At 71.4% G+C, this 24,503-nt stretch carries 29 protein-coding genes, 1 pseudogene and 1 riboswitch; of the genes and pseudogenes, 15 read left to right on the top strand and 15 right to left on the bottom strand.

The annotated features are described in order from the left end of the window. Positions 1–15: 15 nt before the first annotated feature. Both QCD66_RS06595 and QCD66_RS06590 read right to left on the bottom strand, forming a co-directional pair. Positions 16–1,365, bottom strand: coding sequence for a M16 family metallopeptidase (locus QCD66_RS06595; RefSeq protein WP_375734055.1), 1,350 nt, complete (start codon positions 1,363–1,365; stop codon positions 16–18). Beyond that, a complete protein-coding gene (locus QCD66_RS06590; protein ID WP_364221610.1) occupies positions 1,362–2,657 on the bottom strand; it encodes a pitrilysin family protein in 1,296 nt (431 codons plus the stop codon). Before QCD66_RS06590 ends, QCD66_RS06595 begins: the two co-directional genes overlap by 4 nt. A gap of 60 nt (positions 2,658–2,717) precedes the next feature. On the opposite strand from QCD66_RS06590, the gene QCD66_RS06585 reads away from it, so the two are divergent. Further along, a complete protein-coding gene (locus QCD66_RS06585; RefSeq protein WP_375734054.1) occupies positions 2,718–4,334 on the top strand; it encodes a metallophosphoesterase family protein in 1,617 nt (538 codons plus the stop codon). 30 nt (positions 4,335–4,364) lie between these two features. Here the strand turns inward: QCD66_RS06585 and QCD66_RS06580 are convergent, their stop codons facing one another. Continuing rightward, complete coding sequence (locus QCD66_RS06580; protein WP_357544250.1) at positions 4,365–4,589, bottom strand: hypothetical protein; 225 nt, start codon at positions 4,587–4,589, stop codon at positions 4,365–4,367. A 332-nt stretch (positions 4,590–4,921) separates the two neighbouring features. On the opposite strand from QCD66_RS06580, the gene QCD66_RS06575 reads away from it, so the two are divergent. Beyond that, positions 4,922–6,010, top strand: a complete 1,089-nt coding sequence (locus QCD66_RS06575) for a 3-deoxy-7-phosphoheptulonate synthase (protein WP_364221619.1) — start codon at positions 4,922–4,924, stop codon at positions 6,008–6,010. Positions 6,011–6,100: 90 nt separating this feature from the next. Here QCD66_RS06575 and QCD66_RS06570 read toward each other — a convergent pair whose 3' ends face one another. Continuing rightward, positions 6,101–6,385, bottom strand: coding sequence for a GlsB/YeaQ/YmgE family stress response membrane protein (locus tag QCD66_RS06570; protein WP_364221622.1), 285 nt, complete (start codon positions 6,383–6,385; stop codon positions 6,101–6,103). Positions 6,386–6,795: 410 nt separating this feature from the next. Here QCD66_RS06570 and QCD66_RS06565 point away from each other — a divergent pair, with 410 nt between their 5' ends. Continuing rightward, positions 6,796–7,002: a hypothetical protein gene (locus QCD66_RS06565; protein ID WP_364221624.1), complete on the top strand. Its 207-nt coding sequence runs from the start codon at positions 6,796–6,798 to the stop codon at positions 7,000–7,002. Positions 7,003–7,105: 103 nt separating this feature from the next. Beyond that, positions 7,106–7,378 carry a hypothetical protein gene (locus QCD66_RS06560; RefSeq protein WP_364221627.1) on the top strand — a complete coding sequence of 91 codons (273 nt, stop codon included), beginning with the start codon at positions 7,106–7,108 and terminating at the stop codon, positions 7,376–7,378. Between the two features lie 30 nt (positions 7,379–7,408). Here QCD66_RS06560 and QCD66_RS06555 read toward each other — a convergent pair whose 3' ends face one another. Genes QCD66_RS06555 through QCD66_RS06545 form a run of 3 tightly spaced genes read right to left on the bottom strand, consistent with a single transcriptional unit; the run spans position 7,409 to position 8,656 of the window. Then, positions 7,409–7,948, bottom strand: coding sequence for a DUF1360 domain-containing protein (locus QCD66_RS06555; protein ID WP_364221630.1), 540 nt, complete (start codon positions 7,946–7,948; stop codon positions 7,409–7,411). Between the two features lie 20 nt (positions 7,949–7,968). Beyond that, positions 7,969–8,316, bottom strand: a complete 348-nt coding sequence (locus QCD66_RS06550; RefSeq protein ID WP_407567038.1) for a hypothetical protein — start codon at positions 8,314–8,316, stop codon at positions 7,969–7,971. 25 nt (positions 8,317–8,341) lie between these two features. After that, the gene (locus tag QCD66_RS06545; RefSeq protein ID WP_364221636.1) at positions 8,342–8,656 is read right to left on the bottom strand and encodes a DUF6158 family protein; all 315 of its coding nucleotides are present in this window, start codon (positions 8,654–8,656) and stop codon (positions 8,342–8,344) included. Positions 8,657–8,793: 137 nt separating this feature from the next. On the opposite strand from QCD66_RS06545, the gene QCD66_RS06540 reads away from it, so the two are divergent. Together QCD66_RS06540 and QCD66_RS06535 are read left to right on the top strand one after the other, a co-directional pair. Further along, positions 8,794–9,264, top strand: coding sequence for a hypothetical protein (locus tag QCD66_RS06540; protein ID WP_375734052.1), 471 nt, complete (start codon positions 8,794–8,796; stop codon positions 9,262–9,264). 38 nt (positions 9,265–9,302) lie between these two features. Then, complete coding sequence (locus QCD66_RS06535) at positions 9,303–9,614, top strand: DUF3817 domain-containing protein (RefSeq protein WP_375734051.1); 312 nt, start codon at positions 9,303–9,305, stop codon at positions 9,612–9,614. An 80-nt stretch (positions 9,615–9,694) separates the two neighbouring features. On the opposite strand, the gene QCD66_RS06530 is transcribed toward QCD66_RS06535, so the two are convergent. Both QCD66_RS06530 and QCD66_RS06525 read right to left on the bottom strand, forming a co-directional pair. Then, the gene (locus tag QCD66_RS06530; RefSeq protein WP_364221644.1) at positions 9,695–9,883 is read right to left on the bottom strand and encodes a DUF397 domain-containing protein; all 189 of its coding nucleotides are present in this window, start codon (positions 9,881–9,883) and stop codon (positions 9,695–9,697) included. 222 nt (positions 9,884–10,105) lie between these two features. Next, the gene (locus tag QCD66_RS06525; protein ID WP_364221647.1) at positions 10,106–10,306 is read right to left on the bottom strand and encodes a DUF397 domain-containing protein; all 201 of its coding nucleotides are present in this window, start codon (positions 10,304–10,306) and stop codon (positions 10,106–10,108) included. Positions 10,307–10,752: 446 nt separating this feature from the next. Between QCD66_RS06525 and QCD66_RS06520 the strand changes: the two genes are divergently transcribed. Together QCD66_RS06520 and QCD66_RS06515 are read left to right on the top strand one after the other, a co-directional pair. Continuing rightward, complete coding sequence (locus QCD66_RS06520) at positions 10,753–11,628, top strand: helix-turn-helix domain-containing protein (RefSeq protein ID WP_375734050.1); 876 nt, start codon at positions 10,753–10,755, stop codon at positions 11,626–11,628. Positions 11,629–11,663: 35 nt separating this feature from the next. Beyond that, positions 11,664–12,527: a helix-turn-helix transcriptional regulator gene (locus QCD66_RS06515; protein ID WP_364221653.1), complete on the top strand. Its 864-nt coding sequence runs from the start codon at positions 11,664–11,666 to the stop codon at positions 12,525–12,527. 67 nt (positions 12,528–12,594) lie between these two features. On the opposite strand, the gene QCD66_RS06510 is transcribed toward QCD66_RS06515, so the two are convergent. Next, positions 12,595–13,098 (bottom strand): DUF6232 family protein, encoded by a 504-nt coding sequence (locus tag QCD66_RS06510; protein ID WP_375734049.1) that lies wholly within the window; start codon positions 13,096–13,098, stop codon positions 12,595–12,597. A gap of 684 nt (positions 13,099–13,782) precedes the next feature. After that, a riboswitch (cyclic di-AMP (ydaO/yuaA leader) is annotated at positions 13,783–13,922 on the top strand. A gap of 36 nt (positions 13,923–13,958) precedes the next feature. On the opposite strand from QCD66_RS06510, the gene QCD66_RS06505 reads away from it, so the two are divergent. Together QCD66_RS06505 and QCD66_RS06500 are read left to right on the top strand one after the other, a co-directional pair. Further along, a complete protein-coding gene (locus tag QCD66_RS06505) occupies positions 13,959–14,921 on the top strand; it encodes an NlpC/P60 family protein (RefSeq protein ID WP_375734048.1) in 963 nt (320 codons plus the stop codon). 188 nt (positions 14,922–15,109) lie between these two features. After that, the gene (locus QCD66_RS06500; RefSeq protein WP_375734047.1) at positions 15,110–16,057 is read left to right on the top strand and encodes a DNA-3-methyladenine glycosylase family protein; all 948 of its coding nucleotides are present in this window, start codon (positions 15,110–15,112) and stop codon (positions 16,055–16,057) included. 69 nt (positions 16,058–16,126) lie between these two features. Here QCD66_RS06500 and QCD66_RS06495 read toward each other — a convergent pair whose 3' ends face one another. The 5 genes from QCD66_RS06495 to QCD66_RS06475 all read right to left on the bottom strand — a co-directional run bounded on the left by QCD66_RS06495 (position 16,127) and on the right by QCD66_RS06475 (position 21,605). After that, a complete protein-coding gene (locus QCD66_RS06495) occupies positions 16,127–17,128 on the bottom strand; it encodes a sigma-70 family RNA polymerase sigma factor (protein WP_357543545.1) in 1,002 nt (333 codons plus the stop codon). 477 nt (positions 17,129–17,605) lie between these two features. After that, positions 17,606–18,607, bottom strand: a complete 1,002-nt coding sequence (gene murQ, locus QCD66_RS06490; RefSeq protein ID WP_375734046.1) for an N-acetylmuramic acid 6-phosphate etherase — start codon at positions 18,605–18,607, stop codon at positions 17,606–17,608. Positions 18,608–18,722: 115 nt separating this feature from the next. Beyond that, on the bottom strand, positions 18,723–19,592 hold the full coding sequence (locus QCD66_RS06485; RefSeq protein WP_364221770.1) for a MurR/RpiR family transcriptional regulator: 870 nt from the start codon (positions 19,590–19,592) through the stop codon (positions 18,723–18,725). A gap of 184 nt (positions 19,593–19,776) precedes the next feature. Then, a complete protein-coding gene (locus QCD66_RS06480) occupies positions 19,777–20,787 on the bottom strand; it encodes an NAD-dependent epimerase/dehydratase family protein (protein ID WP_375734045.1) in 1,011 nt (336 codons plus the stop codon). 62 nt (positions 20,788–20,849) lie between these two features. Continuing rightward, positions 20,850–21,605 (bottom strand): dTMP kinase, encoded by a 756-nt coding sequence (locus tag QCD66_RS06475; RefSeq protein ID WP_375734044.1) that lies wholly within the window; start codon positions 21,603–21,605, stop codon positions 20,850–20,852. A gap of 140 nt (positions 21,606–21,745) precedes the next feature. On the opposite strand from QCD66_RS06475, the gene QCD66_RS06470 reads away from it, so the two are divergent. The 5 genes and pseudogenes from QCD66_RS06470 (at position 21,746) to QCD66_RS06450 (ending at position 24,460) form a co-directional block, all read left to right on the top strand. Further along, the gene (locus tag QCD66_RS06470; protein ID WP_364221672.1) at positions 21,746–22,546 is read left to right on the top strand and encodes a SigB/SigF/SigG family RNA polymerase sigma factor; all 801 of its coding nucleotides are present in this window, start codon (positions 21,746–21,748) and stop codon (positions 22,544–22,546) included. A 159-nt stretch (positions 22,547–22,705) separates the two neighbouring features. Further along, positions 22,706–23,284, top strand: coding sequence for a nucleotidyltransferase (locus QCD66_RS06465; RefSeq protein ID WP_364221675.1), 579 nt, complete (start codon positions 22,706–22,708; stop codon positions 23,282–23,284). Positions 23,285–23,309: 25 nt separating this feature from the next. After that, entirely contained in the window at positions 23,310–23,555 is a 246-nt protein-coding gene (locus QCD66_RS06460; RefSeq protein ID WP_364221678.1) for a hypothetical protein, read from the top strand. Between the two features lie 29 nt (positions 23,556–23,584). Then, a pseudogene (locus QCD66_RS06455) lies at positions 23,585–24,326 on the top strand (metallophosphoesterase). Continuing rightward, positions 24,317–24,460 carry a GPGG-motif small membrane protein gene (locus QCD66_RS06450; protein ID WP_357543531.1) on the top strand — a complete coding sequence of 48 codons (144 nt, stop codon included), beginning with the start codon at positions 24,317–24,319 and terminating at the stop codon, positions 24,458–24,460. The pseudogene QCD66_RS06455 and the gene QCD66_RS06450 overlap by 10 nt, the downstream one beginning before the upstream one ends. Positions 24,461–24,503 lie beyond the last annotated feature (43 nt).

The following is a 24,503-nucleotide window of genomic DNA, read 5'->3' as shown; positions in this document are numbered from 1 at the left end:
GCAAGGTCTTTCCCATCACCTCGGACCGTCGTCGACGACCTCGCCGAGGCCGGAGGCGACCAGTTCGTCGCGGATGAGGGCGACGTCGCCCTCGACCACGAGGGTCAGCCCGTGCGGGTGCAGGTGTGCCGCGGCGGCGGCCGACACCACGTCCAGCGGCGCCGACAGCATCGCCTCGCGCAGGTGCGCGTGGTAGTCGTCGGGCAGGCCGTACACGACCAGGGTGGCCAGCGCCGACGCGATCGCCGCCGGGGTCTGCAGCTCGACCGAGAGCTGCCCGGCCCGCCACGACCGGGCGACCGCCAGCTCCTCCTCGGTGACCCCGTCGGCCTGCGTACGGGCGATCTCGCCGACCGCCTCGACCAGGGCGGGTGCGGTGACCGCGGTCTGCACGCTCGAGCTGACGGTGAAGCGGCCGAACCGGCGCGACATCCCGAAGTCCGCCCGGATGCCGTACGTGTAGCCGCGCACCTCGCGGATGAGGTGGTTGAGCCGGGAGGTGAAGGCGCCGCCGAGCACGGTGCCGGCGAGCTGCGTCGGCACGTAGTCGGGGTGCGAGCGGGGCGGGGCGGTGTGGCCGAGCCGCAGCGACGACTGCACCGACCCGGGCCGGTCGACCAGGATGATCCGCCGCTGGGTGCGTACCTGGACGTCGATCGGGGCGCCGGCCTCGACCGGGTCGCCGCCGGTGCCGGCGAACGCCGCCGCGGCCAGCGCGTCGAGGTCGATCCGGTCCAGGTCACCGGCGACGAGCAGGGTGCCGGGCCGGCGCAGCCAGCCGGCGTGGAAGCCGGTGATGTCGTCGACGGTCAGCGCGGCGACCGACTCCGGGTCGCCGTCCATGGGGCGGCCGTGCCGGACCTCGGCACCGAACAGGTCGGCCCGCAGGGCGGCGTCGGCCCGGGGGCCGGGGTTGGCCCAGTACATCCGCAGCGAGGTGACCTCGTCGTCGCGTACCCGCTCGACGTCGGCGGGGTCGAGCCGGGGCGTACGGACCGCCTCGGCGAGCAGGGTGACGGCCGGCGCGAGGCGGTCGACCGGCACCTGGACGGTGGTCCGGAACGAGTCCCAGTCGACGCTGGTCGACAGCTCGGTGCCGAGCCCCTCCAGGGCCAGCGCGTAGGCGGCGGCGTCCCGGTCGATGGTGCCCTCCTCCAGGGCCTTGGCGACCACCCCGGCCAGCCCCTCGCGGCCCAGTGGTTCGCGGCCGGCACCGGCGTCGAGCAGCAGCGTGGCGACGGCCAGGCTCTGGCCGGGCAGGTGCGCGGCGACGACCTCGCCGCCGGCCACGGCCCGCCGGACGACCGGTGGGAAGCGGTACGACCGCGGCTCGCCCGGCGCCGGGCGTTCGCTGATGAGCGTCACGCGCTCTCCTCCTCGGGCAGATACGTCAGGGTGACCCGGTCCTGCGGGCGCAGCACCTCGGCGGCGACCTCGGCCACCCGGTCGGTGGTGACGGCGAGCCAGTTCGGCAGCCGGTCGGCGGCGCGGGCCGGGTCGCCGAACTGGGTGGCGTAGCGGCTGAGCAGGTCGGCGCGGCCGTCGACCCGGGCCAGCCCGCGCCACCAGCTCGTGGTGAGCAGCGCCTTGGCCCGGTCGAGTTCGGCTTCGGTCACCCCGCCGGCGGCGACCTCGTCGAGCAGTTCGACGAGCCCGGCCTCCAGCTCCTCGACGGTCACGCCGGGCCGGGCGGTCGCGGTCACGATCAGCGGCGCGGGGGCGTGCGCCAGATCGACGCCGTACGCGGCGATGTTGTCCGGCTGGGCGATCCGGGCGCCGTCGGCGAGCCGCTGGTAGAGCCGGCTGCCCCGGCCGCTGCCGAGGACGGCGGCCAGCACGGTGAGGGCGTCGTATCCGGGGCTGCCGAACGGGTGGGTGCGGTGGCTCAGGTAGATCCGGGGCGCCGGCACCGAGGCGCGGACGGTCTCGCGGACCGGGGTGCCGGTGGCCGGCACCTGGCGCCCGTCGGGCGCGGCGGGGATGTCGCGGCGTGCCTCCAGCGCCCCGAAGTAGCGCTCGGCGAGGGAGAACACCTCGTCGGCCGAGGTGTCGCCGACGACGGTCAGCACCGCGTTGTTCGGCGCGTAGTAGGTGGTGTGGAACGCCTGGAACGTCGGCAGGTCGGCGGCGTTGAGGTCGTCCATCGACCCGATCGTCGGGTGATGGTACGGGTGTCCCGGTGGGTAGAGCAGCGGGAGCAGGCGCAGCCAGGCGTCGCCGTACGGCACGTTCTCGTAGCGCTGCCGGCGCTCGTTCTTGACCACCTCGCGCTGGTTGTCCAGCGTCTCCTGGGTCAGCGCCGGCACCAGGCCACCCATCCGGTCGGCCTCCAGCCACATCGCGAGCGCGAGGTGCTCGGCCGGAACGGTGTCGAAGTAGTTGGTGCGGTCGGGGTTGGTGCTGGCGTTCAGCGACCCGCCGGAGCCCTGGATCAGTTTCATGTGCTCGGTCTTGGCCACGTTGACCGATCCCTCGAACATCAGGTGCTCGAAGAGGTGGGCGAATCCGGTCTGCCCGTCGGGCTCGTGCCTGGACCCCACGTCGTACCAGAGGTTGACCGCCACGACGGGGGCGCTGCGGTCCACGCTGACGACCACCCGGAGCCCGTTGTCGAGGCGGGTGGTCTCGATCGGCCACGGATAACCGGTCACAGACATGGGCCGACGCTATCCGATCACGGTCGGGCAGGGTGGCACGGCTGGCCCGATAATGGCCGCGTGGATCTTCTGTGTACGCCGTATCTGCTGGATCCGGGGCCGGACCGGGCGCATGTGGTGTGGCACACCGAGTCGCCGGGGCCCGTCCAGGTGGTACTGGTCGGACCGGGTGTGTCCGGCTTGTCCGAGGCGGCGGCGCTGGCCGCGGCGACCGGACCGGAGGCGGACGGCCCGGGCTGGCGGCGGGTCGTGGCGGTCACCACCGCGCTGAGCCGGATGCGGGAGGACACCGACTCCCGGGTGCCCGGCCGGCACTACCACCGGGTCCGGCGCCGGCCCGTCTACCGCCACCTGGCCACCGTCACCGAACTGCCGCCGGGCCGTACGCCGTACCGGGTGGTCGCCGCCGGCCGGGTCGGCCGGGCCACGGTCACCGCCACCTACCGGCTCGCCCCGGTCGCCGGCCCGGACCAGCCGGTACGCCTGCTGCTGAGCAGCGACCACCAGCTCAAGCGGATGGTCCCCGCCAACCTGGAGAAGGTCGCCGAGACCGCCGGGGTGGAACTGGACGGGGTGCTGATGGCCGGCGACATGGTCAACGTGCCGGACCGGGCCAGCGAGTGGTTCGACAGCGGCACCGGGCGGGCCTTCTTCGCTGCGTTCGGCGGGCGGGCCGAGCACCGGCTCGCCGGCCGCCTCTACCGGGGTGCGCCGATCCTCCAGCACACCCCGATCTATCCCACGCCGGGCAACCACGACGTGATGGGCCGCTGGTCGGACGCCACCACGCTGGGGGAGCAGTTCAACGATCCGGCACCGGACGACTGGGACGTGACGACGTACTCGGAGCTTTTTCCGCTGCCGGCGAGCCCGGAGGGCGGGCCGCGCTGGTGGTCGCGCACGATCGGCGACGTCTGGGTCGCCTCGGTCTTCGCCACCCTGGTCTGGCGGCCGAACGGCGGGTACGGCGGCGAGGGCCGCTACCGGGAGCCGACCGACCGGCTGGCGACACCGGAACGCTGGGGCGGCGGCCAGTTCCTCTTCGAACCGGTCCGGCGCGGGTCGGCGCAGTTCGCCTGGCTGGAGCGGGAGCTGGCGGGCGGCCCGGCGCGGGCGGCCCGCTACCGGGTGGTGATGTTCCACCATCCGGCGCACGGGCTGGGCACGCACTCGGTGCCGGCGTACACCGACCCGGTACGGACGGTGGTCCGGGACGAGGTGACCGGCGAGGTCACCGAGGTGCGGTACGACTACCCGCTCGAGGCGGACCACATCCTGCGCGACCTGGCGCCGCTGTTCGACGCCGCCGGGGTCAACCTGGTGCTCAACGGCCACTCGCACATCTGGAACCGGTTCCGCACCCCGGCCGGGGTCAACTGGCTGGAGACGTCGAACGTCGGCAACAGCTACGGCGCGTACGACGTGACCTCCGGCCGCCTGCGCGACGCCCCGGACGGCTACCCGCTGCAGGGCGATCCGGGCGGGCTGGCGCCGGTGCTCCCGACCGTCGCCCCGCTCACCGACGCCTCGGGCCGGCCGCTGCCGTACGTCGCCAGCAACGACGTGACCGCGTTCTCGATCCTCGACTCGGCGGCCGGCGTCGTACGGTCGTACCGGTTCGACACCAGGGAACCCGACTCGGCGGTGGTGCTCTTCGACGAGTTCCCGCTGGGCTGAGCCGGCGCTACGGTCAGTCCGGGGATGCGGTCAGTCCGGCGGCTCGGTCACGGTCTGTTCGGAGGTACGCCGTTCCAGGATCGTGTCGGGCGCGGCCCCCGGATCCGCCGTACGCCGGTCGGACTCGGCCAGGATGGCCGTCGCCTGGGCCCGCGCGTCGTCGCTGCCGGCCGCCAGTTCCTCGGGAAGCAGGCGGAGCGCTCGCGATTCGGCCCGTTCCCGGTCCGGGTCCCGTTCGGTGGTCTCTGCACTCATACCGACCTTCCATACCCCGCCGGGCGGTCCGCCACGCGGGCGACCGCGGGGGCGCCGGGGATCCGCGCCGCGCGGCCGCCGGGCGGGCGTCCCAGGACGCGGAACGGTGGGGGGCGGGCAGGCCCGGGTCGGGTAGGGTTGGCCGCGTGTGGCGCTCCTATCGATGGTTTGGTCAGCCGGCCCTGGTGCCGGTGACTCGGCTATGACCTGACGTCACCACACACCAGAGCCGGCCAGGGCAGGGGCATCGTCCCTGCCCTTTCGCATGCGACGAGCAGCCGGCTCTACCGCGGGACACCGGCCCCGGGTGGCTGGCGGAGGGACTACCCACGATGATCAGCACCGGCACCGCCCGGGTCACCGACCAGCGCATCGACCGCGTCGTACCGCTGACCACCCCGGCCCTGCTGCACCACGAGCTGCCGCTCGACGACGCGTTGACCACGGCCGTACTGGACGGTCGACGAGCCGTCGCCCGGGTACTCGACCGGGTCGACGATCGCCTCCTGGTCGTCGTCGGCCCGTGCTCCGTACACGATCCGGCCGCGGCCCTGGACTACGCCGACCGGCTGCGGGTGACGGCCGGACGGCTCGCCGACGACCTGCTGATCGTGATGCGGGTCTACTTCGAGAAGCCCCGCTCCACCGTCGGCTGGAAGGGCCTGATCAACGATCCCGGCCTGGACGGTTCCGGCGACGTCAACACCGGCCTGCGTAAAGCCCGGTCGCTGCTGCTCGACGTGCTGCGGCTCGGCCTGCCGGTCGGCTGCGAGTTCCTCGACCCGATCACCCCGCAGTACATCGCGGACACGGTGGCCTGGGGCGCGATCGGTGCCCGGACGGTGGAGAGCCAGGTGCACCGGCAACTGTCGTCGGGGCTGTCCATGCCGATCGGCATGAAGAACCGCCCGGACGGCAGCGTCGGCACCGCGGTCGACGCGATCCGGGCGGCCGGGGTGCCGCACGTCTTCCCCGGCATCGACCTGTCGGGCACGCCGGCGATCCTGCACACGCGGGGCAACGCCGACTGCCACCTGGTGCTGCGTGGTGGGCGCGGCGGCCCGAACTACGACGCCGAGTCGATCGGGGAATCGTTGGCACTGCTGCGGGCGGCCGGTCTGCCGGAGCGGCTGGTCGTCGACGCGAGCCACGACAACAGCGGCAAGGACCACCGCCGGCAGCCGGTGGTGGTGGAGAGCATCGCCGAGCAGTTGGCGGCCGGCCAGCGGGGCATCACCGGGGTGATGCTGGAGTCGTTCCTGGTCGAGGGCCGGCAGGATCTCGACCCCACCCGCCCGCTGGTCTACGGCCAGTCGATCACCGACGCCTGCATGAGCTGGGAGCGCACCGACTCGGTGCTCACCACCCTCGCGGCGGCGGTGGCCGCCCGCCGTACGACGATCGGGGCCGCTCAGGCGTGACCTTCCGACCGGGCGGGCATCGGACCGGATGCCCGCCCGGGTCCGGCGTACGGGTCACGTGCGCGGACGTTTCGCCGCGGCGGCGAGGGGTCAGCGCGGCGTCCGGCCACCGGCGGGCCGGCTGCCGGTCAGGCGGGCGGCGATGTAGACGAACAGCACCGCGAGCCCGACCTGGATCGCGTGCCGGATCCAGTCGATGCCGGCGGTTTCGCCCACCCCGAAGACGTCGGCGATGATGCCGCCGAGCAGCGCGGCCGCCACGCCGACGCCGATGGTGACCCAGATCGAGATGTTCTGCCGGCCGGGCAGCAGCAGCCGGCCCAGCATGCCGATGATCGTGCCGGCGATGAGCGCCCACAGGATTGTGCCGATCATGACTCCTCCTCGAAGCAGCCCGGCACCCCCGCGGACCGGTTCGTGGGCCGCCCTGCCGGGATCATGCTGCTCCGAGGGTAATCCGGACAGTTCACCATATGATGAGAAATGGTCGATCTGCCGTACTATCCCCGACCCCCGACCCGCTGGCGGGGTGCGGGACGAAAAAGAGCGCCGCCCAGGGCGGTGACCCTGGGCGGCGCCCGGTGTCGGTGTGCAGGTCGCCTCTCGGCGAGTGGCACGACGCGGCTCCAGCCGGACGGTATTCCGCGAAGGCAGTTGGGTGAGGCCCGGGGACACTGGACACGCCGACGGTGGGTACAACCGCCGTCCCCCCGCCGGTGTTCCGGCCCGTTCTGTGCCGCCCGTCACAGCGTTTGCTGCTCCGGAACCGGGGTAGCTGATCCACCGTGACCGACGAACTGCCCAACCGCGACCTCGACCGGCTGCTTGACGACATCTACTTCGGGCAGGAGCGGGTCACCCAGGCGGAGATCTACCGGCGGGCCGTCGCCGCCGACCTGCCCGCCGGCCTACTCACCCGCATCGGTGCGATGCCCGAGGGCGAGTACGCCATCGACGAGGCCGCCGACCTGCTGGGCGGCAGCGTCGCCTGACCGGTACCGGCGGTCACCGCCACTCCCCCGCCCCGCCCAACCGGCCACGGCCCGACCGGTCACCGGGCCGCCGGCCGACCGGTGCCGTACCGAGGAGATGAACATGAAACGCGACGACCCCGCCGACGAGTTCCTGGCCCCCCTCGGCGAGCCGGTCGAGGCGACCCGCCCCGGCGCCACCGAGGAACAGGCGACCGGCCCGGATGCCACCGGATCGGACGCGACCCGGCCGACCCCCTCCAGCGCCGAGAAGGACGGCGACTTCGCCGACGAACACGACCAGACCGCGGTCGACGACGACGTCCTCACCGGTGAGGACGTCGACCGCGAACCCGAGGCACCGCGCGGCTGGGCGGGCCTCGAAGAGGAGCCGTAGCCCACCCGGCCGGCCCCTGCCGGTCCCGGCCTACGGCGTACCTCCACCGTGGCGGGGGCCGTCCGCCGCCCGCTGCGCGACCGCGTACCCCATCTGCAGGAAGTCCGAGACGGCGACGGCGGTCAGCGCGGTCGCCACCAGGCGGGTCAGCCGGGGCGCCAGCACCAGGCCGCCGGTCAGCCCGGTGGCGACCCAGACCGCCAGGCAGAACGGGCAGCTCAGCAGTTCGCCGATGGCGTGCCGGGCAGCGCTGCCCCCGTCCCGTACCTGCTCCATCACCTCGCCGCTGCCGATCGGCTTGTCGTAGCTGGTGAACGGTGCCCGCAGCGGGCTGGTCACGGCGTCCTTGGACAGCAGCCGGCTCAGCTTGTGCGTGGCGATCGACAGCAGTACGACGTCCGAGGTCGCGGGCCGCTCCGGCACCGGGCGGCGGGTCGCCTTCGCGGCCGCGCCGAGCCCCGCCGCCACCGCGGCGTACGTCCCCATCGCGCCGAGATAGCCACCCAACGGGCGGTGTTCGTGGGGCGCGTACGCCCGCCGGAGCCGGCCGAGCCGGTCACGGATCCGCATGTGGGTACTCCCAGTGGTGATCAGCCGGCGGTGAGGTTGTCGGCGACCTCGCGGGCGAGACAGGTCAGCGCCTCCTCGGCGATCCCGGTCAGCCGGTCGGGCGGGGTGTCGGCGTCGGCGTCGAGCCGGAGCCGCACCAGCGCACCACCCGCCGGTACGTCCTCGACCCGTAGGAGCGCCGACCAGTTGCGCCCGCCTGATGCGGGTGACGTCCCAGGACCGTCGTCAGCGGCCGTGTCCCAGCGAGCCTGCATCGACTGGTCGGTCGGCGTCCGGTGGTCCGCTTTCAGCAGCGGCTCGGGCAGCCAGGCACCCATCCGGTCGGGGTCGGTCGCGGTGTTGAAGACCACCTCGGGGGGCGCGGACATGCTCCGCTGGGTGTCGACCGGCATGTCAGAACCCGCCGCGCAGGCGCCCGGCGTCGACCTCGCGGCCGGGATGCCGGGCCAGGTATTCGGTCTCCAGTTCCGCCGTCCGCCGCAGGTGGGTGGCGAGCGCGCTGTCGGGGGCGTGCCGCAGGGTGTCGAGCCGGGTCCGGTGCAGGCTGCTCATCTCGCGGATCAGGTCCTCTTCGGGAAGGGTGGTCGGGTCGATCCCGATCTCGTCCTCGGCGAGACCGGTCGCGGTGCCGACCCCGTCGCGGATGTGGTCGCCGTCCCACTCCCCGATCCGTTGCTCCGGGCTCACGTCGCGTACTGATTCGGTCATCGTCGCTCCCGGTGTCTCGTTACCGTGCGTCTTTCCGGGATGGTTGCCCGGAGCACACGGCGCCAAACCCGCCCGCGCGGACACCAACTACGACGGCGCGTCGGAGACCGTCCGCCGCCACCGGTACGCTCGTGGCCATGAAGCGGCTGTTGACCCCGTCGTGGATCGCCCGGCATGTCGGCGCGGTCGCGCTCGTGGTCGCCTTCAGCGCGCTCGGCTGGTGGCAGATCAGCCGGGCCGTCGCCGGCAACGCCCTGAGCTGGGCGTACGCCGTGGAATGGCCGGTCTTCGCCGGCTTCGTGATCTTCGTATGGATCCGCGAGGTACGGCACACCCTGCGCGGCGACTCCCCCGACACCGATTCCGCCCCCGGCCCGCTGGACACCGCCGAACCGGCCCGGCCACTGGCCGCGACCGGCGTGGCCGGGCCGGTGGGTGCGCCCGCCGATGCCCGCGGGCCCGGCGGCGCGGCTGGCATCCGCCGGCCGGTACGCGCCGTCCGCCGGACCACCACCGCGGACGAGGACCCGGAGCTGGACGAGTACAACCGCTATCTGGCCTGGCGTAACGCCAACCCCGACGCGCGCATCAGCGACTACCCCGGCTGACCCCGGGCAGCGAGAAGGACAAGAAGGAGAGGAACACCGTGGGCGGAGCCCTGACCCGATACCGCGTGATCGCCTACATCGTGGGTGTCGTGCTGATCGCGCTCGTGGTGGTCGGTATGCCGATGAAGTACCTCTGGGACGACCCGATCGTCGTCGAGACGATCGGCCCCGGGCACGGCTTCCTCTACATGGTCTACCTGGTGGCCGCCTTCGACCTGGGGCGGCGGGCCGAGTGGCCGCTGAGCAGGATGGCACTGGTCATGCTGGCCGGAACCGTGCCGTTCGTGTCTTTCTGGGCCGAGCGGGTCGTCGCGAGATGGGTGCGTGAGCCGCAGCCCGCCGCCAGCTGACCCGCTTCGGACTGATGCCGGTGAGCGGTCGGCGACGACGCCGGCCGACCACCGGCACCCGGGTCACTTCCGTCGCACGGTCAGCCGTGCAACTCTCCCGTCCTGAGTGCGACACAGAAACTGGTCCAACTGTCCGGGTCGATCGCGAGAACCCCCCCGTCGGGGTACTGCGAATTGCGTACGAGCACCTGCCCGGACCGGTAGGCCACCTCGACGCAGTTGTGCGACTCGCAGCGACGGCTCCGCCGCCACATTGCTGGCTGGTCCATCACATTCACCTGTCCCTCCCCCCGGTTCAGGCGAAAGCGTGGTGTGCCATCCACACCTCCGCCGTCACCGTCAATTCTGCACGACGGCCACAAGCGGTAAAGGTCGCTCACGTGAGTGAATGAGTTCCCTGCTCAGAAGGTGTTCGGGAGTTCTCGGGAGGGAGTTGGCACGGCCGGCGGGCGTGGAATGGCCCGCCGACCGTCGTCTGGGTGCGTCAGTACCTATCGAAGATCAAATCCGCCGGCCCGAACACCGGCGATGAAATCCGCCCAGACAGATTCGGTGAAGGTCACCTGGTCCACCGGAAGCGCACTGTTCCTGACCGCGACCTCACCACTACGGCGAGCAACCTCCACGCAGTTGTGCGCCTCGCACCGGCTGCTTTTTACCCACTCGCCTATGGCAGGACCTGCCTGAGCCATCCTTCTAGCTCCCTCTACGTTTTGCCGTGATCTCAAACGTGGCCGGATGCCACCAGGCGGCAGCCTACTTCCCGACCGCCCGCAATACGTCGACACGCGGAGGGCGGTTTTCAAAAACACCGTACGGAACCGTTCGGCCCCGGAAAGCACCCGCCAAAGCACCCGGTCCGACTACCGACGATCACGATTACCCACCACCCGAACCCGAACAGTTGATCTAGCCGGGCGAGAGGCCGATGACGCGCGGGGCGCAAAGACCCTGGAAAAGGCGACGACGACGGGTGTAACCTGCACAGGACTCGCTATGTGGCAGGTTGCGGCTAGCCAGGTGGCGGATTTGCCCGAGCGGCACCCGCTCGAGCAGTGGCGGATTTTGCCCGAGCGGCACCCGCTCGAGCAGCAGAACCGGCGCGGTTGTGCATCGCGCGCGCACGGAGGCTGAGCGAATGACGACGGTGCACGGACCGACGGTCGGACGACGGCGGCTGAGGTCAGCGCTACGCGCGGCCCGTGAGAGGGCGGGCTACACCCAGGAACAGGTCATCGGCGCGATGGACTGGTCGCTGTCCAAGCTGATCCGGATCGAGGCCGGGACCGTGTCGATCTCGACCAACGACCTCAAGGCGCTGTTGAGCCACTACCGGCTGACCGATCCCGAGCAGGTCTCGGAACTGCTGGAACTGGCCAGGGTCGCCCGCCGGCGGACCTGGTGGTCGCAGTACAAGGAAACCCTGCCCGCCCCCTTCATCGCCTACATCGGGCTGGAACTCGAGGCGTCCACCCTCTCGTTCTTCCAGTCCTCCGGCATCCCCGGACTGCTGCAGACCGAGGGATACGCACGGGCGACCGTCGCCGCGGCCGCCACGACCTCGACCGTCTTCCCGATCGACGAAAGCGAGATCGAAACGAGGGTGGCGGTCCGGATGCGCCGCCAACGCGAGATGCTCAGCCGCCCCGAGCCGCCACAGGTGAACGTCGTGCTCGACGAGGCGGTGCTGCACCGGCAGACCGGCGGGCCGGCCTGCATCCGCGAGCAGCTGCGGCATCTGGTCGCGATGGGCAGCGAACCCAGCATGAACATCCAGGTGCTGCCCTTCACCGCAGGCACGTACGCCAGTCAGGGATCGTTCATCGTGCTGGACTTTTCCGGCTCCGACGACGCTCCGGTCGTCTACCTCGAGGGCGTGCTGGCCCAGGACATCGTCGACCGGCCCGACCTCGTGGCGCCCTACCAACAGACGTTCCAGCGGCTCCGGGAGATGTCCCTCGGGCGCGACGAGTCGATCGCCACGATCGACCGGATCGCCCGCCAGATCGGCTGACGATCCCCGGCTCCGGTTCGGTGAGGAGGCCACCGATGACCGCGCTACACGGAGCGACGATCGGACGCCGGCGACTGCGCTCGGCACTGCGGGCGGCCCGGGAGGGTGCCGGCCTCACCCAGGAACAGGTCGCCGACGCCATGGACTGGTCGCTGTCCAAGGTGATCCGGATCGAGGCCGGCGCCGTCTCCGTCTCCACCAACGACGTGAAGGCGCTGATCAGCCACTACCGGCTGACCGACTCCGAGCAGGTCGCGGAGCTGGTCGCCCTGGCCCGGGTCTCCCGTCGCCGGGCCTGGTGGTCGCGATACCGCGACGGGCTGCCGGCGCCGTACCTGTCGTACATCGGGCTCGAGGTCGAGGCGTCGAGCCTGCTGGTCTTCCAGTCGGTCGGGATTCCGGGGCTGTTGCAGACCGACGCGTACGCGCGGGCCAGCACCGTCGCCTCGTTGCGCTTCGCGGTGGAGCCGTTCGATCTCGACATCGTCGACGACGTACGGGCACGCCGCCGGCACGAGGTGCTGGACCGGGCCGACCCGCCGTCCATCGAGGTCGTACTCGACGAGTCGGTGCTGCACCGGCAGACCGGCGGGGCGCCCTGCCTGCGCGAGCAGTTGCGGCATCTCGTCGAGGCCGGCCGCAGGTCCAACATCACGATCCAGGTGCTGCCGTTCCAGGTGCCGGACTACGCGGTACGCGCCCCGTTCATCGTCGTCCGGTTCCCGGGTACGGGTGACACCGACGTGGTCTTCGTCGGCAGTCCACTGTCGCAGGACCTGACCGACACGTCGGACACGGTGGAGCCCTACGTGGCTGCCTTCCGGACCCTCCAGGGCATGTCGCTGGAGCCGGCGGCGTCGCTCGCGCGCATCGCGCGGATCGCCGACGACCTCGGCTGAGCCCGGGGTGGGCCGGACACGCGGACGCGGACGGATCCGGCAGGGATCCGTCCGCGTCGTGGTGCGGTCAGCGTACGGTCGGCCACTGGCCGGCGGCGGCCAGCGGGTCGGCGATGCCGCCGTACCGGGCGGCTTCCTTGGCCCGGAGCAACGCCCGGGAGACCTGTCCGTACACCCGTTCCTGGTCGGTGCTGAAGACCATGACCGCCCGGCCGCGGATGTCGGCCCACAGCTCGTACGGCCTGGGCCGCAGCCGGTATCCGACGGCGGCGGTCAGCATGGGCACCATGGCGGCGGCGCCGAGGGCCAGGTAGGTGGCGGGGCTGATGGTGTGGAGTTCGCGGACGAAGCCGAGGGTGACTCCGATTCCGGCGACCACCGCCGCGGTGACCAGCATCGACCGGACGATGAGTGGATCCCGTCGGCCACGCCCGGTCCGCAGGTTGGTCAACTCCCAGATCGGGTAGCGCCGTTTGCCGATCACGAACCACTCCGTCGTGATGTAGAGACCGGGCTGGCGGTAGATCGTGGCAGGTGTCCGGCGGGTTACCCATTCGGGCTTTCCGGACATGGCCTCTGTTGGGCGGGTGGGTTGGCGGGTAGCATTCACGAGATGCCTCCAAGGGCTCGTGACGCGGGTCGGCGACGCAGATCGAGAGCGACGTAGATCAAAATCGACGTAGATCAAAATCGCCAGTGTTCTGGGGTCGGCACGTGTCCCGAAAGATCCACATGCGGTTCGAAAGATCGGCATCTGATGGCAGTCAGGTGCCGATCGCCTTCTCGTTGCGGCGCCGGTTCCGCGAAACCTTTACGGCCTAACACCATTGTGTGGACCCGCGCGCCAAAAGAGAAGGGGGGCAATGTGCAACCTGGCACTTTTACAGGCGGCAGGTGGCCCCCTGGACACCCATAGCCACCACATTGCACACATTTGATCCGATTGATACCGCCAAGAGCGACAAATAGCCTCAAACAACAATCAATCTTGGCAAGATCGACTTTTGATCGCAGCGTCCGCCGCGCGGTCCATCCGCGATCCCGATCGAGCCGGCAATCGACGCAGCGCGCAGCGACAACAACGGACAGTAAGCACATCGCGCCCCGACCAGGCAACTTCGCTCCACATCACGCAGCCGCCCTCTTTCGGTTGATCCGGACCACGACTAGGTTGGAGCCGCTGGTCCGGTCGTCAGCCAACCCCCTCGGGAGGCGCCGGCCCGGCGCCGCCGAATCACCGGTCATCCATTGTCGACATCCGATCACGCTGCGCAGTCGACCGGACCGGTGAACCGGGAACCCACCGGCACCAAGGGGTGAATCCACGTTTCGTGGTAGGGCGATCTTCCCGCCCGAATCCGTCAGCTAACCCGGTAGGCGGCTGGATCACGTCGATCGGGCGTGACCCGGGGAAGAAAGGCTCTGCCTGTATTGTCGCCCGCCCGGATGCTGCTGCGCGCCGTCGTCCTGACCGGCATCACCATCGGCCTCGTCGTACCCGCCACGGGTGCCGCCGCCGAACCGTCGGTCAGCGAGCTGACGCAGCGGATCAACAAGTCGTCGACCGAGCTGGAGAAGGTCGTCGAGTCCTACAACAAACTCAACGAGGAGATCAAGGCAACCAAGGCGGCCAAGACCGCGGTGGAGGCCAAGCTCGGACCGCTGCAGGAGCAGTTGGCCCAGACCGAGGTCGAGGTCGGCACGATCGCCGCCCGGGCCTACAAGTCGGGCGGCCTGGACACCATCCAGGCGATCCTCACCGCGAGCGAGAACGGGTCGCTCGTCGACCGCCTGGGCACCCTGGAACAGCTCGCCCGCGAACGCCAGTCGCAGGTGAGCGGGTTCACCGCGACCCAGCGCGAATACCTGGACGAGCAGGCACGGCTCGACGCCACCCTGGCCCGCGAGACCGCCCAGGCCAAGGAACTCCAGGCCGGCAAGAAGAAGATCGAGGCCGACCTCAAGAAGCTGTACGAGATGCGGGAGCGGGCGTACGGCGCGGCCACCAACCCGGGCAGCTCCTACACCGGCAGCATCCCGGCGGTCTCCGGGCAGGCCGGTGTCGCGGTCCGGTTCGCGTACGGCGCGATCGGCAAGCCGTACGTGTGGGCGGCCTCCGGCCCGAACGGCTACGACTGCTCGGGTCTGACGCTGGCGGCGTGGCGGGCGGCCGGCAAGTCGCTGCCCCACAACGCGGCCATGCAGTGGGACCGGGTGGCGAAGATCAGCCGGAGCGCGCTCCAGCCAGGTGACCTGGTCTTCTACAGCAACCTCGGCCACGTGGGCATCTTCGTCGGCAGCGGCAAGGTGATCCACGCACCGACCTTCGGCGAGAGCGTCAAGATTTCCAGCGTCGACATGATGCCCCCGTACGGCTACGGCCGGGTGCGCTAGACCACTCCTGCCGCCCGGCGGCCCCGCCGTGCCAGTCGCACGCGGGGACCGTCGGGCGGTCCGGTGGCCGGATCGCGAACACCGCAAGATCGCCGTTTCGGCGCCGATAACGCAGTCGAGTGCACATTCGGCGCCGAAACGGCGATCTTGAACGGCGATTGTCGTAGGACCGCCCCATGCTGGCCGGCATGACAGACCTCCCTGCGGTCCATCGGACCGTTCTGCCTGCTCTGCCCCCGTTCTCGTTCGACCTGAGCCTGCGTGCCCTCGACGGCTTCGGCCCGGGCGCCGGCGACCATCGCCGCACCGACGACGCGGTCCGCAAGGCGTTGCTGCTCCCCGCTCCCGCCGGCCGTCCCGACCGGGCGGTCGTGGTCGAGGTCGCCGCGGCCGCCGGCCCGCCCGGTGTCACCCTGACCGTCTTCGCCGACATCCCGCTGGCGCCGGCCGACCTGTGCGCCGTCGAGCGGCTGGTCGCCCGCTGGTTCAGCCTGGCGGACGATCCGGCGCCGCTGCTGGCCGCCGCCGACACCGACCCGGCCATGGCCCCGCTGCTGCCGGTGCTTCGCGGCCTGCACCAGGTCCGGTTCGCGTCACTCGCCGAGGGCGCGGTCTACTTCACGCTCACCCAGCGCAGCACGCAGTGGTTCGCCGCGGCCCGCAAACGGCGCCTGATGGCCGACCTGGGCACGACCGTCCGGCTCGACGGCACCGCCTACACCGCGTTCCCTTCGCTGGCGACCATCGCCCGGCTGACCGACGACGAGCTGACCGGCTACACCGGCCACCGGCAGCGCACCGAGCGCCTGCGGGGCGTCGTCGAGGGGATCGCCGCCCTCGACGAGGAGTGGCTGCACACCGCCCCCTACGACGAGGTCCGCGCGGCCCTGCTCGGCGTCGCGGGCGTCGGCCCGTTCACCGCTCATTCGCTGCTGCTGCGGGTGCTCGGCCGGCCCGACGACGCACCGCTGGAGATGGCCCAGTTCGAGCTGGTCGCCCGGGCGGTCTACGGTGATCCGCCGCCGTCGGCCGCCGAGATCCGGGGCCGCTACGGACGCCACACCGGCTGGTGGGCGTACCTGGCCCGGGTCGGGCTGGGCTGGCTGCCCGACCCCGCCCCGGCGGCGGTGGGCTGAACGCACGAAGCGGCCGGCACTCCCCGCGGGGAGTGCCGGCCGCTTGACCGTACGGGGTGGCCGGATCTGTTACGCCGCTTGCAGGCCCTCGGCCCGGGCCAGCTCGCGCAGGCGGCCGAGCGCCTGGATCTCCAGCTGGCGGATCCGCTCCCGGGAGAGCGAGAACCGCGACGCCACCTCGGTGAGCGAGTGCTCGCGGCCGTCCTCCAGGCCGTACCTGGCCCGCATGATGCCGGCCGACCGGTCGTCGAGGTGGTTGAGCAGGCCCTCGATGCGCTGGCGCTCCAGGGCGGTCAGCACGACCTCCTCGGGCGACGGGGCGTCGCTGTCGGCGACCAGGTCGCCGAGGTTGGTGTCGCCGTCGTCACCGACCGGGGTGTCCAGCGAGACGGTGTCCTGCGACCAGCGGACGAGTTCGTGGACCCGCTCGACCGGAACGCCGAGCGCCGCCGCGATCTGCTCCGGCTCCGGGTCGGATCCCAGCTCACGGGTGAGCTGCCGGGCGACGTTACGCATCCGGTTGACGTCCTCGACCAGGTGCACCGGCAGGCGGACGGTGCGCTCCTGCTGGGCGATGGCCCGGCTGATCGCCTGGCGGATCCACCACGTCGCGTAGGTGGAGAACTTGAAGCCGCGCTCGTAGTCGAACTTCTCGACGGCGCGGACCAGGCCGGTGTTGCCTTCCTGGATGAGGTCGAGCATCGGCATGCCGGACCGCACGTAGCGCCGGGCGATCGACACGACCAGCCGGAGGTTGGCCCGGATGAACAGGTCCTTGGCGCGCTCGCCGTCGGCGACGAGCCGCTCCAGTTCCTCGCGGTCGACCCCGTCCGGCACCCGGTCGGTCTCGAGCAGGTGCTCCGCGTAGAGGCCGGCCTCGATCGACTTGGAGAGGTTGACCTCGGTGGCCGCGTCGAGCAGCGGCGTCCGGGAGATCTCGTGCAGGTAGACGCCGACCAGGTCGCGTTCTTCGGCAACCTCGTCGGTCCGCATGACCATCTTCTTCTCCACGTTGCCCACGGTCCCCTCGTCTGCCCCGATTGCCCTCTTGCCTCTGGTCTCCACGTTCATCAGCCCTCCCCCGTAACCTCTGCTGTGCCCTGTCGTCCTGACACCTACACAACAGATGAGACGTGTCGGCGATTCCGTCTCGTCATTGGAAAGTGTCACGAACGCCTGAAGATTTGCTGAGAGCGCGATTGACGTTTGCTGTCAGCGTCGCCGTTCAGGGCGATTCGGAGCCGGGCACTTCCGCATGCATGGCGATCCACCTTCGCGACCCCGGTCAACGACAACACCGACCGACTGGCCGGCGCAGCGACCCTGGTCACCGGGAGGGCTGCGATCCTCGTCACCTCAGCTACACGTTCGATTACCGCTTCCGGTTCACCACGCTTTTGGAGTACCCCGCCATGGAAGGAACAATCGGGCAGGATCATCGCTTCCCGCCGTGACGAACGTCGCAGACGGCAGAGAACAGCGGGTTGACATGCGCCGGACAGGACGCCGTCCGGGGCGGAAATCAGACCGAAATCAGTCGGGAATCGGTCAGGAGGCGAGCAGGGCGAGGGCGTCGCGTACCCGGTGCGCGGAGCGGGCCAGGGCGGCCCGGGCATCCTCGACGCCGGCGCCGGACACCAGCGACACCAGGGCGGCCTTCAGGTCCCCGTCGGCCTCGGTGAGGGCCTGCTCCGCCACGTCCTCGGTGCAGCCGGTCGCCTCGATCAGGATGGAGATCATCCGGCCCCGGAGCTTGGCGTTGGTGGCCACCATGTCGATCATCAGGTTGGAGTAGACCCGGCCGAGCCGCACCATGACGGCGGTCGAGAACGCGTTGAGCACCAGTTTCTGGGCGGTGGCGGCCTTCATCCGGGTAGAGCCGGTGACGACCTCCGGTCCGGTGTCGATCCCGATGAAGACGTCGACCTCACCGGCGGCCGGGGCGCCGGGGTTCGCGCACAGCAGTACCGTCGACGCGCCGAGTGCCCGGGCGGCCCGCAGCGCCCCCAGCACGTACGGCGTACGGCCGCTCGCCGCGAGCCCGACGACCAGGTCGCCGCCGCGTACGGCCGACTGCGCCTCGGCGTGTCCGGCCGGGGCGTCGTCCTCGGCGTCCTCCACCGGCCGCCACATCGCGTCCGGGCCGCCGGCCAGGTGGGCCCGGAACCAGTGGTCCGGCGAATTGAAGGTCGGCGACAGCTCGGCGGCGTCGAGCACGCCGAGCCGGCCGGAGGTGCCCGCGCCGAAGTAGTGCACCCGGTGCCCGGCCCGCAGCGCGGTCACGGCGAGTTCGACAGCGGTGACGACCTCGTCGTGGACGGCCGCCACGGCGACCGGCACCCGGCTGTCCGCCTCGTTGATCACGCGCAGGACCTCGCGGGTCGACATCAGGTCGAGGTCCACGCTGGTCGGGTTGGACCGCTCGGTCGGGGCGGCGACCCGTACGGCCGCCCGGGGCCGCTCGGCACCACCGGCGGCACCGAGCTCGGTGCCGGCCGGCGCCGGGCCGGGCGCGGGAATGGGATCGAGCCTGGTCGGTTCCGCCGTCATGCCATCCCCCGCCTGCGCTGCCGGTGCACGGCGGGCCGTCCGCCGCGCCGTACGGTGACTCCGATCCCGCCGGCCGTGCCGCGGCCGGCACCGTGACCGGCCCGTGCGGACCGGGTCATGCCTTCCTCCGGTGGCCGCCGAGCCGGTGTGCCTGCACGGCTTCGGCGGTCACCTCCAGTGCCTTTCTCGCCCGCGCCCGGTTACGCGCCGCCACCCCGACGAAGAGGCAGTCGACGATCGTCAGTTGCGCCAGCCGGCTGGCCATCGCGCCGGACCGGTAGGTGGTTTCCCGGGCGGCCGTGGTCAGCACGAAGTCGGCGACCTCGGTGATCGGCGAACGGGGGAAGTTGGTGATCGCCACGGTCGTCGCGCCCCGGGCCCGGGCCTGCTCCAGCACCTCGATCACGTCGGAGGTGGTGCCGGTGTGCGAGATGCCGATCGCGACGTCACCCCGGCTGAGCAGGGCCGACGACGTCAGGGCGGCGTGCACGTCGGGGAAGTGGAAGGCGGTCCGGCCGATGCGGTGCAACTTCTGCTGGAAGTCGGAGGCGACGAAGCCGCTCGCGCCGGCCCCGTAGATCTCGACCCGCTCGGCGTTGTTGATCGCGTCGACCACCCGTTCACAGACCTCGGCGTCGAGTTGCTCGGCGGTCTCCTCGACGGCCCGGGCGTCGTTGAAGGCGATCGTGGCGATGATCTGGGCGAGGTCGGCGCCGGGCGGGATGTCGCCGCCGACGACGCGGGCGTCCGGGGGCTCGATCCGGCGGGCCGCCTCGGCGGCGAGCCGGATCCGCAACTGCGGGTAGCCCTCCATGCCGACCGAGCGGCAGAAGCGGATCACGGTCGCCTCGGAGGTCTCGGCGGCCGTGGCCAGGTCGGTGATCGTACGACGGGCCGCGTCGGCGGGGTCGGCGACCACGAGGCGGGCGACCCGCTGCTCGGCTGGGGACAGTGACGGCAGCAGGCCGCTGATGTGGACGATCAGCCCACCGGTGTCGTGGGCCGCGGAAGCTCGCGTCTCCGAGGCCGTCGAACCGCGCGCCCCACCGGTCGCAGAAACCTTCGCAGTCTTCGCCACGGATGAAACTTACTTTCACAAATGCCGGAGAGTCAACCGTGACTGTCGGCACCTGCGAAAGTACGCCCACCCGGCCGGCGCCGGGGTGCGGTCACGCCAACCGTCCGTGCCATTCCCGCAGGACCTTCGTCTCCTCGCCGGGGGCCAGACCGCCCGCCTTGACGGCATCCGGATGATCGGTCATCCATTGCCGGGTGTCGCGCACCGTCTCGGCCAGCGGACGGGGCGCCAGCCCGGCGGCCAGCGACTCGGAGACGTCGCGGGACATGAAACCGCCGTACTCCGGCAGCGGCAGCCACAGCGGCAGGGACCGCTCGCCGGACCAGGGGCGTACGTCGTGTTTCGCCAGGAACTCCTGGTCGACCCAGGTCAGCTCCGGATCGGGCCGCCCCAGCCCGGCGGCCACCTCGGCGAGGAACCGGCCTCTCGGCAGCGCCGGCCCGACACCGTCGTACGTGCCGGCGAGCCCGGTCTCCGCCGCGCGGACCAGCCAGGCCGCCAGATCGGCCACGTCGACGAACTGGACCGGCTCGTCGGGGGTGCCGGGAGCGAGCACCTCGCCACCGGTGGCCAGCCGCCGGACCCAGTACGGGAACCGGTCGCTGATGTCCTCCGCGCCGACGATCAGCCCGGCCCGGCAGATGAACGCACGGTCGGCGCCGACCCCGTCGCGCAGGATCGACTCGCAGGTGACCTTGCAGGGGCCGTACCACTCCATCCGGTCGCCGGACGGGTCGTCAACGTCGGCGGGCGCGGGATCGACCAGCGGCGCGGTCGCCGCGCGCTGCCCCGGCGTCACGGCGTCGGCGTAGACCGATCCGGTCGAGACGAACGACCAGTGCCCGATCCGGTCGCCGAGCGCCGCCACCGCATGACGGACGTGGCTGGGCCGGCGGGACACGTCGACGACGGCGTCGTACGTCCCGTCCAGGTCCGCAAGGCCGTCCGGGTCGTCGCGGTCGACCCGGACGAACCGGACCCCGTCCACGGGCGTGCCGGTCACGCCGCGGGCGGCGGCGGTGACGTCGTGGCCGGCGTCGCGGGCGTGCCGGGCGATCGCGCGGCCGAGGAAGACGGTGCCACCGAGGATGAGAAGTCGCATGCGGGCGATCCTCGCCCGCGACCGCGGGCCGGCGACAGTTCCGTTCACCCTCGGCGGAACGGTTACGCCGAGCGCGTAGCGATCCGGGCCAGGCCCGGTCCGGGCGCCGCCGGGCCGGCCGGCGGCACCTCTTCGACGGTTCCGGCCGCACCCGGTTCCGGACGCGGCCGGTACCGCTCCAGGAGGTGGTCGACGATCGCCGCGGTGACCTCGGCCGGCGTGCCGTTGGCGTCGATGACCACGAAGCTCGGATGCTCCGGCAGCGACCGGTAGGCGGCGACCGAGGCGGACAGGAACTCCATGGTCTCGTGGTCGGTGCCGCGCGTCTCGATCCGCCGGTATGCCTCGGCCGGGTCGACCTCGAGCAGGAACGTGACGTCCGGGGGCGGGAAGATCCGGTAGAACGCCCGGGCCAGCGCCTCCGACCGGTGCCCGCCGTGGGCCCGGATGCTGGCGTACTGGCAGACGGCGTAGCGGTCCATGACGGCCACCCGGCGGCGCAGCGTGGAGCGCAGCAGGGCGCGGGCGATGGCGAGCCAGCGCAGCACGGACTCGACGAACAGCAGGCCGGTGCGGCCGAGGAGGTGCTGCGGGTCGCGCCGGCCGACCCGGCGGGCGATCCGGCCGAGCCAGCGCCGGCCGCCGGCGTTCTGCCAGTAGGTCGCCGGCACCCCGTGCGCGGTCAGCAGCGCGGCGAGTTGGTGCGCCTGGGTCGTCTTGCCCGAACCATCGATGCCGACCAACGCGATCGCGCGCGGCCTGCGGGTGGTGCCCGCGTCGTTCCCACTCGTGCTGTGGTGCTCTCGTACCGGGGCCACAGTCCGCAACGGTACCGGGCGGACGCACGCGGACGTCGGGACGAAAAGCGATTGTGCAGGGCAAAGACACGGTACTTTTGCCGGTATTCACCAATTTATCGTCTTAAGATGGGTGCAATCTGGCGCAGGGGAGGCCTCCAGTGGGCAGCACACATGTCCGCACCACAGCCGAACGCGAATTCGACGAACGAGCCTCGGCGCTCCTCGGCGAACTGCACGCACTCGCGCCCGACGATCCGCTCCGCCCCCGTCTGCGGGCCGAGGCCATCGAGCAGTGGCTGCCGCTGGCCCAGCACCTCGCCGGCCGGTTCGCCGGCCGCGGCGAGCCCGTCGACGACCTGGTCCAGACCGCCACGGTCGGGCTGATCAAGGCGGTGGACCGGTTCGATCCGGGGCGCGGGGTGGAGTTCGCCGGGTTCGCGATCCCGACCGTCGTCGGGGAGATCAAACGCCACTTCCGGGACCGCACCTGGGACGTCCGGGTGCCCCGCCGCATCCAGGAACTGCGGATCGTGATCTCGGAGGCCACCGAGACGCTGCCGCAGCGGCTCGGCCGGGTGCCCACCGTGGCCGACCTCGCCCGGCACCTCGGCATCACCGAGGAAGAGGTGCTGGAGGGCCTGGAGGGGGCCCGCGCCTACAACACCGTCTCGCTGTCCACCCCGACCAACGACACCGAGGGTGCCGCCGAGCTCGGCGACCTGCTCGGCGGCGAGGACGACGAACTCGCCCTCGCCGAGCTGCGGGTCGCGCTGGGCCCGGCGCTGGCCTCCCTCGACCTGCGCGAGCAGCAGATCCTCACCATGCGGTTCTACGGCAACCTCACCCAGTCGCAGATCGCCGACCGGATCGGCGTATCGCAGATGCACGTCTCGCGGCTGCTGGCCCGGGCCCTGGTCAAGCTGCGCGGTCACCTCGACGACGGGTACGGCGGGCGGTGACCGGCTGGTCACCGCCGACCGGAAGGGCCGGTCCGGGGCCGGGCGGGTTAGCCCCGGGCCGTACGGGGAATGCGCTCCTGAGCCCCTGCCCAGGTGTCAGCGGGCCGACGGTCGGGTACCGGTAGACCTTCAACAGACACCTACCCACGGGAGACCGCCATGTCTCACCGCGTGGACGAGGGCCTTCTCAACACCCTCAAACGCGTAGCCGCCGTACTGAAACAGTCCGACGTGCCGTTCGCGCTCGGTGGCAGCTTCGCGGTGTATGCCCACGGGGGCCATTCCAGCGACCACGACGTCGACTTCCTGATCCGGGAACAGGACGTCGAGCGCTGCCTGGAGGCGCTCGTCGAGGCCGGATTCACCGCGGAGCGTCCGCCGGAGGACTGGCTCGTCAAGGTCTACGACGAAGGCCGGATGGTGGACCTGATCCACCGGCCGATCGAAACCCCGGTCACCGACGAGACGTTCACCGACACCGTCGTACGCCCCGTCGACGCCATCCAGATGCCGGTCCTGTCCGCGACCCAGCTGATGGTGCACAAGCTGCTCAGCTTCTCCCAGCACTACTGCGACTTCGCCCGGGGACTGCCGCTGGCCCGCTCGCTGCGGGAGCAGATCGACTGGGACCGGGTACGCAAGGAGACGGAGCACTCCCCGTACGCCGAGGCGTTCCTGGTGCTGCTGGACCGGTTGGACGTGGTGCCGTACGGGGCCGACCGGGCGGTGCCGACGTGAACACCGAGCGGATCGAGGAGGAGCCGTGAGCGACGAGTACCTGGAAGCCGAGATCCAACATCTGCTGACCGAGAACGCCGACATCGCCGAACAGGGCATCACCGCGTCGCGGCGGGACAACACGCTGGTCCTGTGCGGCGAGGTGGAGAGCCCGCAACGCCGGGACGAGATCCTGCGCCTGGTGCAGGAGCGGTACCCCGACCTGCGGCTGGCCTCCGACATCGGGGTGACCCGCGCCGCCGCGCCGACCGAAGCGGAGGAACTGCCGTGATCCGGATCGCCGCCGTCGGCGACGTACACATGGACGAGGACGTCGTCGGCCGGTTCCGCCCGGCCCTGGACCAACTGCCCGAGCAGGCCGACGTGCTGCTGCTCGCCGGAGATCTGACCCGGCACGGCACCGAGTCCGAGGCGCGCTGCGTGGCCACCGAGTTCGGTGGACTCGGCGTACCGGTGATCGCCGTCCTCGGCAACCACGACCACCACTGCGACCAGGTGCCGCAGGTGGTGAAGGTGCTGGAGGACGCCGGCATCCTGGTGCTGGAGGGCGACGCCACGGTGGTGGAGCACGACGGGGTACGGCTCGGGGTCGCCGGGGTGAAGGGGTTCGGGGGCGGATTCGCCGGCCGCAGCGCCAGTGCCTTCGGCGAGCCGGAGATGAAGGCGTTCATAAAGACCACCGATGACAGCGCCGACAGCCTCGCGGCCGCGCTGATCGGGCTGCGGTGCGACATCCGGGTGGCGCTCACCCACTACGCGCCGGTGCCGGAGACGCTGGCCGGCGAACCGCCGGAGATCTACCCGTTCCTGGGGTCGTACCTGCTGGGTCAGGCGATCGATGCGGCGCCGACGGCGCTGGCGATCCACGGGCACGCGCACTCCGGCAGCGAACGCGGCACCACGCCGGGCGGGGTACGGGTCCGCAACGTCGCCCATCCGGTGATCAAGCAGGCGTACAGCGTCTTCCACGTGGGCGACCAGGGTCACTGACCGGCGGGTTTCCGGCGCTGGGCGGTCGGGTAATCCGCCGCCATGGACCTGATTCTCTGGATTCTCGCAGTGGTACTGGTCGTCGCCGGCGTACTCGCGCTCTTCCGGCGGCAGATCCTGTGGGGCATCGTCCTCATCATCGTCGGGCTGCTCGTCGGCCCGGGCGGCGTCAGCCTCTTCACCTGACGCCGTCCAATCCCCTCTCCGTCCCTCCCACCCCTCGTTTCCA

This window comes from Polymorphospora sp. A560, assembly GCF_045781765.1.
GTDB classification, from domain to species: Bacteria; Actinomycetota; Actinomycetes; order Mycobacteriales; family Micromonosporaceae; genus Polymorphospora; species Polymorphospora lycopeni.
The sequence above is the reverse complement of the archived record's forward strand: the minus strand, read 5'-3'. Positions and strand labels throughout refer to the sequence as shown.

Excerpts from the sequence above, each read along its gene's own strand:
- QCD66_RS06555 (WP_364221630.1), bottom strand. The coding sequence starts at position 7,948 with ATGCGGATCCGTGACCGGCTCGGCCGGCTCCGGCGGGCGTACGCGCCC.
- murQ (WP_375734046.1), bottom strand. The coding sequence starts at position 18,607 with ATGACGGCGGAACCGACCAGGCTCGATCCCATTCCCGCGCCCGGCCCG.
- QCD66_RS06560 (WP_364221627.1), top strand. The coding sequence starts at position 7,106 with ATGAAACGCGACGACCCCGCCGACGAGTTCCTGGCCCCCCTCGGCGAG.
- QCD66_RS06530 (WP_364221644.1), bottom strand. The coding sequence starts at position 9,883 with ATGGACCAGCCAGCAATGTGGCGGCGGAGCCGTCGCTGCGAGTCGCAC.
- QCD66_RS06450 (WP_357543531.1), top strand. The coding sequence starts at position 24,317 with ATGGACCTGATTCTCTGGATTCTCGCAGTGGTACTGGTCGTCGCCGGC.
- QCD66_RS06525 (WP_364221647.1), bottom strand. The coding sequence starts at position 10,306 with ATGGCTCAGGCAGGTCCTGCCATAGGCGAGTGGGTAAAAAGCAGCCGG.
- QCD66_RS06480 (WP_375734045.1), bottom strand. The coding sequence starts at position 20,787 with ATGCGACTTCTCATCCTCGGTGGCACCGTCTTCCTCGGCCGCGCGATC.
- QCD66_RS06545 (WP_364221636.1), bottom strand. The coding sequence starts at position 8,656 with ATGACCGAATCAGTACGCGACGTGAGCCCGGAGCAACGGATCGGGGAG.
- QCD66_RS06570 (WP_364221622.1), bottom strand. The coding sequence starts at position 6,385 with ATGATCGGCACAATCCTGTGGGCGCTCATCGCCGGCACGATCATCGGC.
- QCD66_RS06495 (WP_357543545.1), bottom strand. The coding sequence starts at position 17,128 with ATGAACGTGGAGACCAGAGGCAAGAGGGCAATCGGGGCAGACGAGGGG.
- QCD66_RS06465 (WP_364221675.1), top strand. The coding sequence starts at position 22,706 with ATGTCTCACCGCGTGGACGAGGGCCTTCTCAACACCCTCAAACGCGTA.
- QCD66_RS06510 (WP_375734049.1), bottom strand. The coding sequence starts at position 13,098 with ATGTCCGGAAAGCCCGAATGGGTAACCCGCCGGACACCTGCCACGATC.
- QCD66_RS06590 (WP_364221610.1), bottom strand. The coding sequence starts at position 2,657 with ATGTCTGTGACCGGTTATCCGTGGCCGATCGAGACCACCCGCCTCGAC.
- QCD66_RS06575 (WP_364221619.1), top strand. The coding sequence starts at position 4,922 with ATGATCAGCACCGGCACCGCCCGGGTCACCGACCAGCGCATCGACCGC.
- QCD66_RS06540 (WP_375734052.1), top strand. The coding sequence starts at position 8,794 with ATGAAGCGGCTGTTGACCCCGTCGTGGATCGCCCGGCATGTCGGCGCG.
- QCD66_RS06520 (WP_375734050.1), top strand. The coding sequence starts at position 10,753 with ATGACGACGGTGCACGGACCGACGGTCGGACGACGGCGGCTGAGGTCA.
- QCD66_RS06550 (WP_407567038.1), bottom strand. The coding sequence starts at position 8,316 with ATGTCCGCGCCCCCCGAGGTGGTCTTCAACACCGCGACCGACCCCGAC.
- QCD66_RS06500 (WP_375734047.1), top strand. The coding sequence starts at position 15,110 with ATGACAGACCTCCCTGCGGTCCATCGGACCGTTCTGCCTGCTCTGCCC.
- QCD66_RS06515 (WP_364221653.1), top strand. The coding sequence starts at position 11,664 with ATGACCGCGCTACACGGAGCGACGATCGGACGCCGGCGACTGCGCTCG.
- QCD66_RS06580 (WP_357544250.1), bottom strand. The coding sequence starts at position 4,589 with ATGAGTGCAGAGACCACCGAACGGGACCCGGACCGGGAACGGGCCGAA.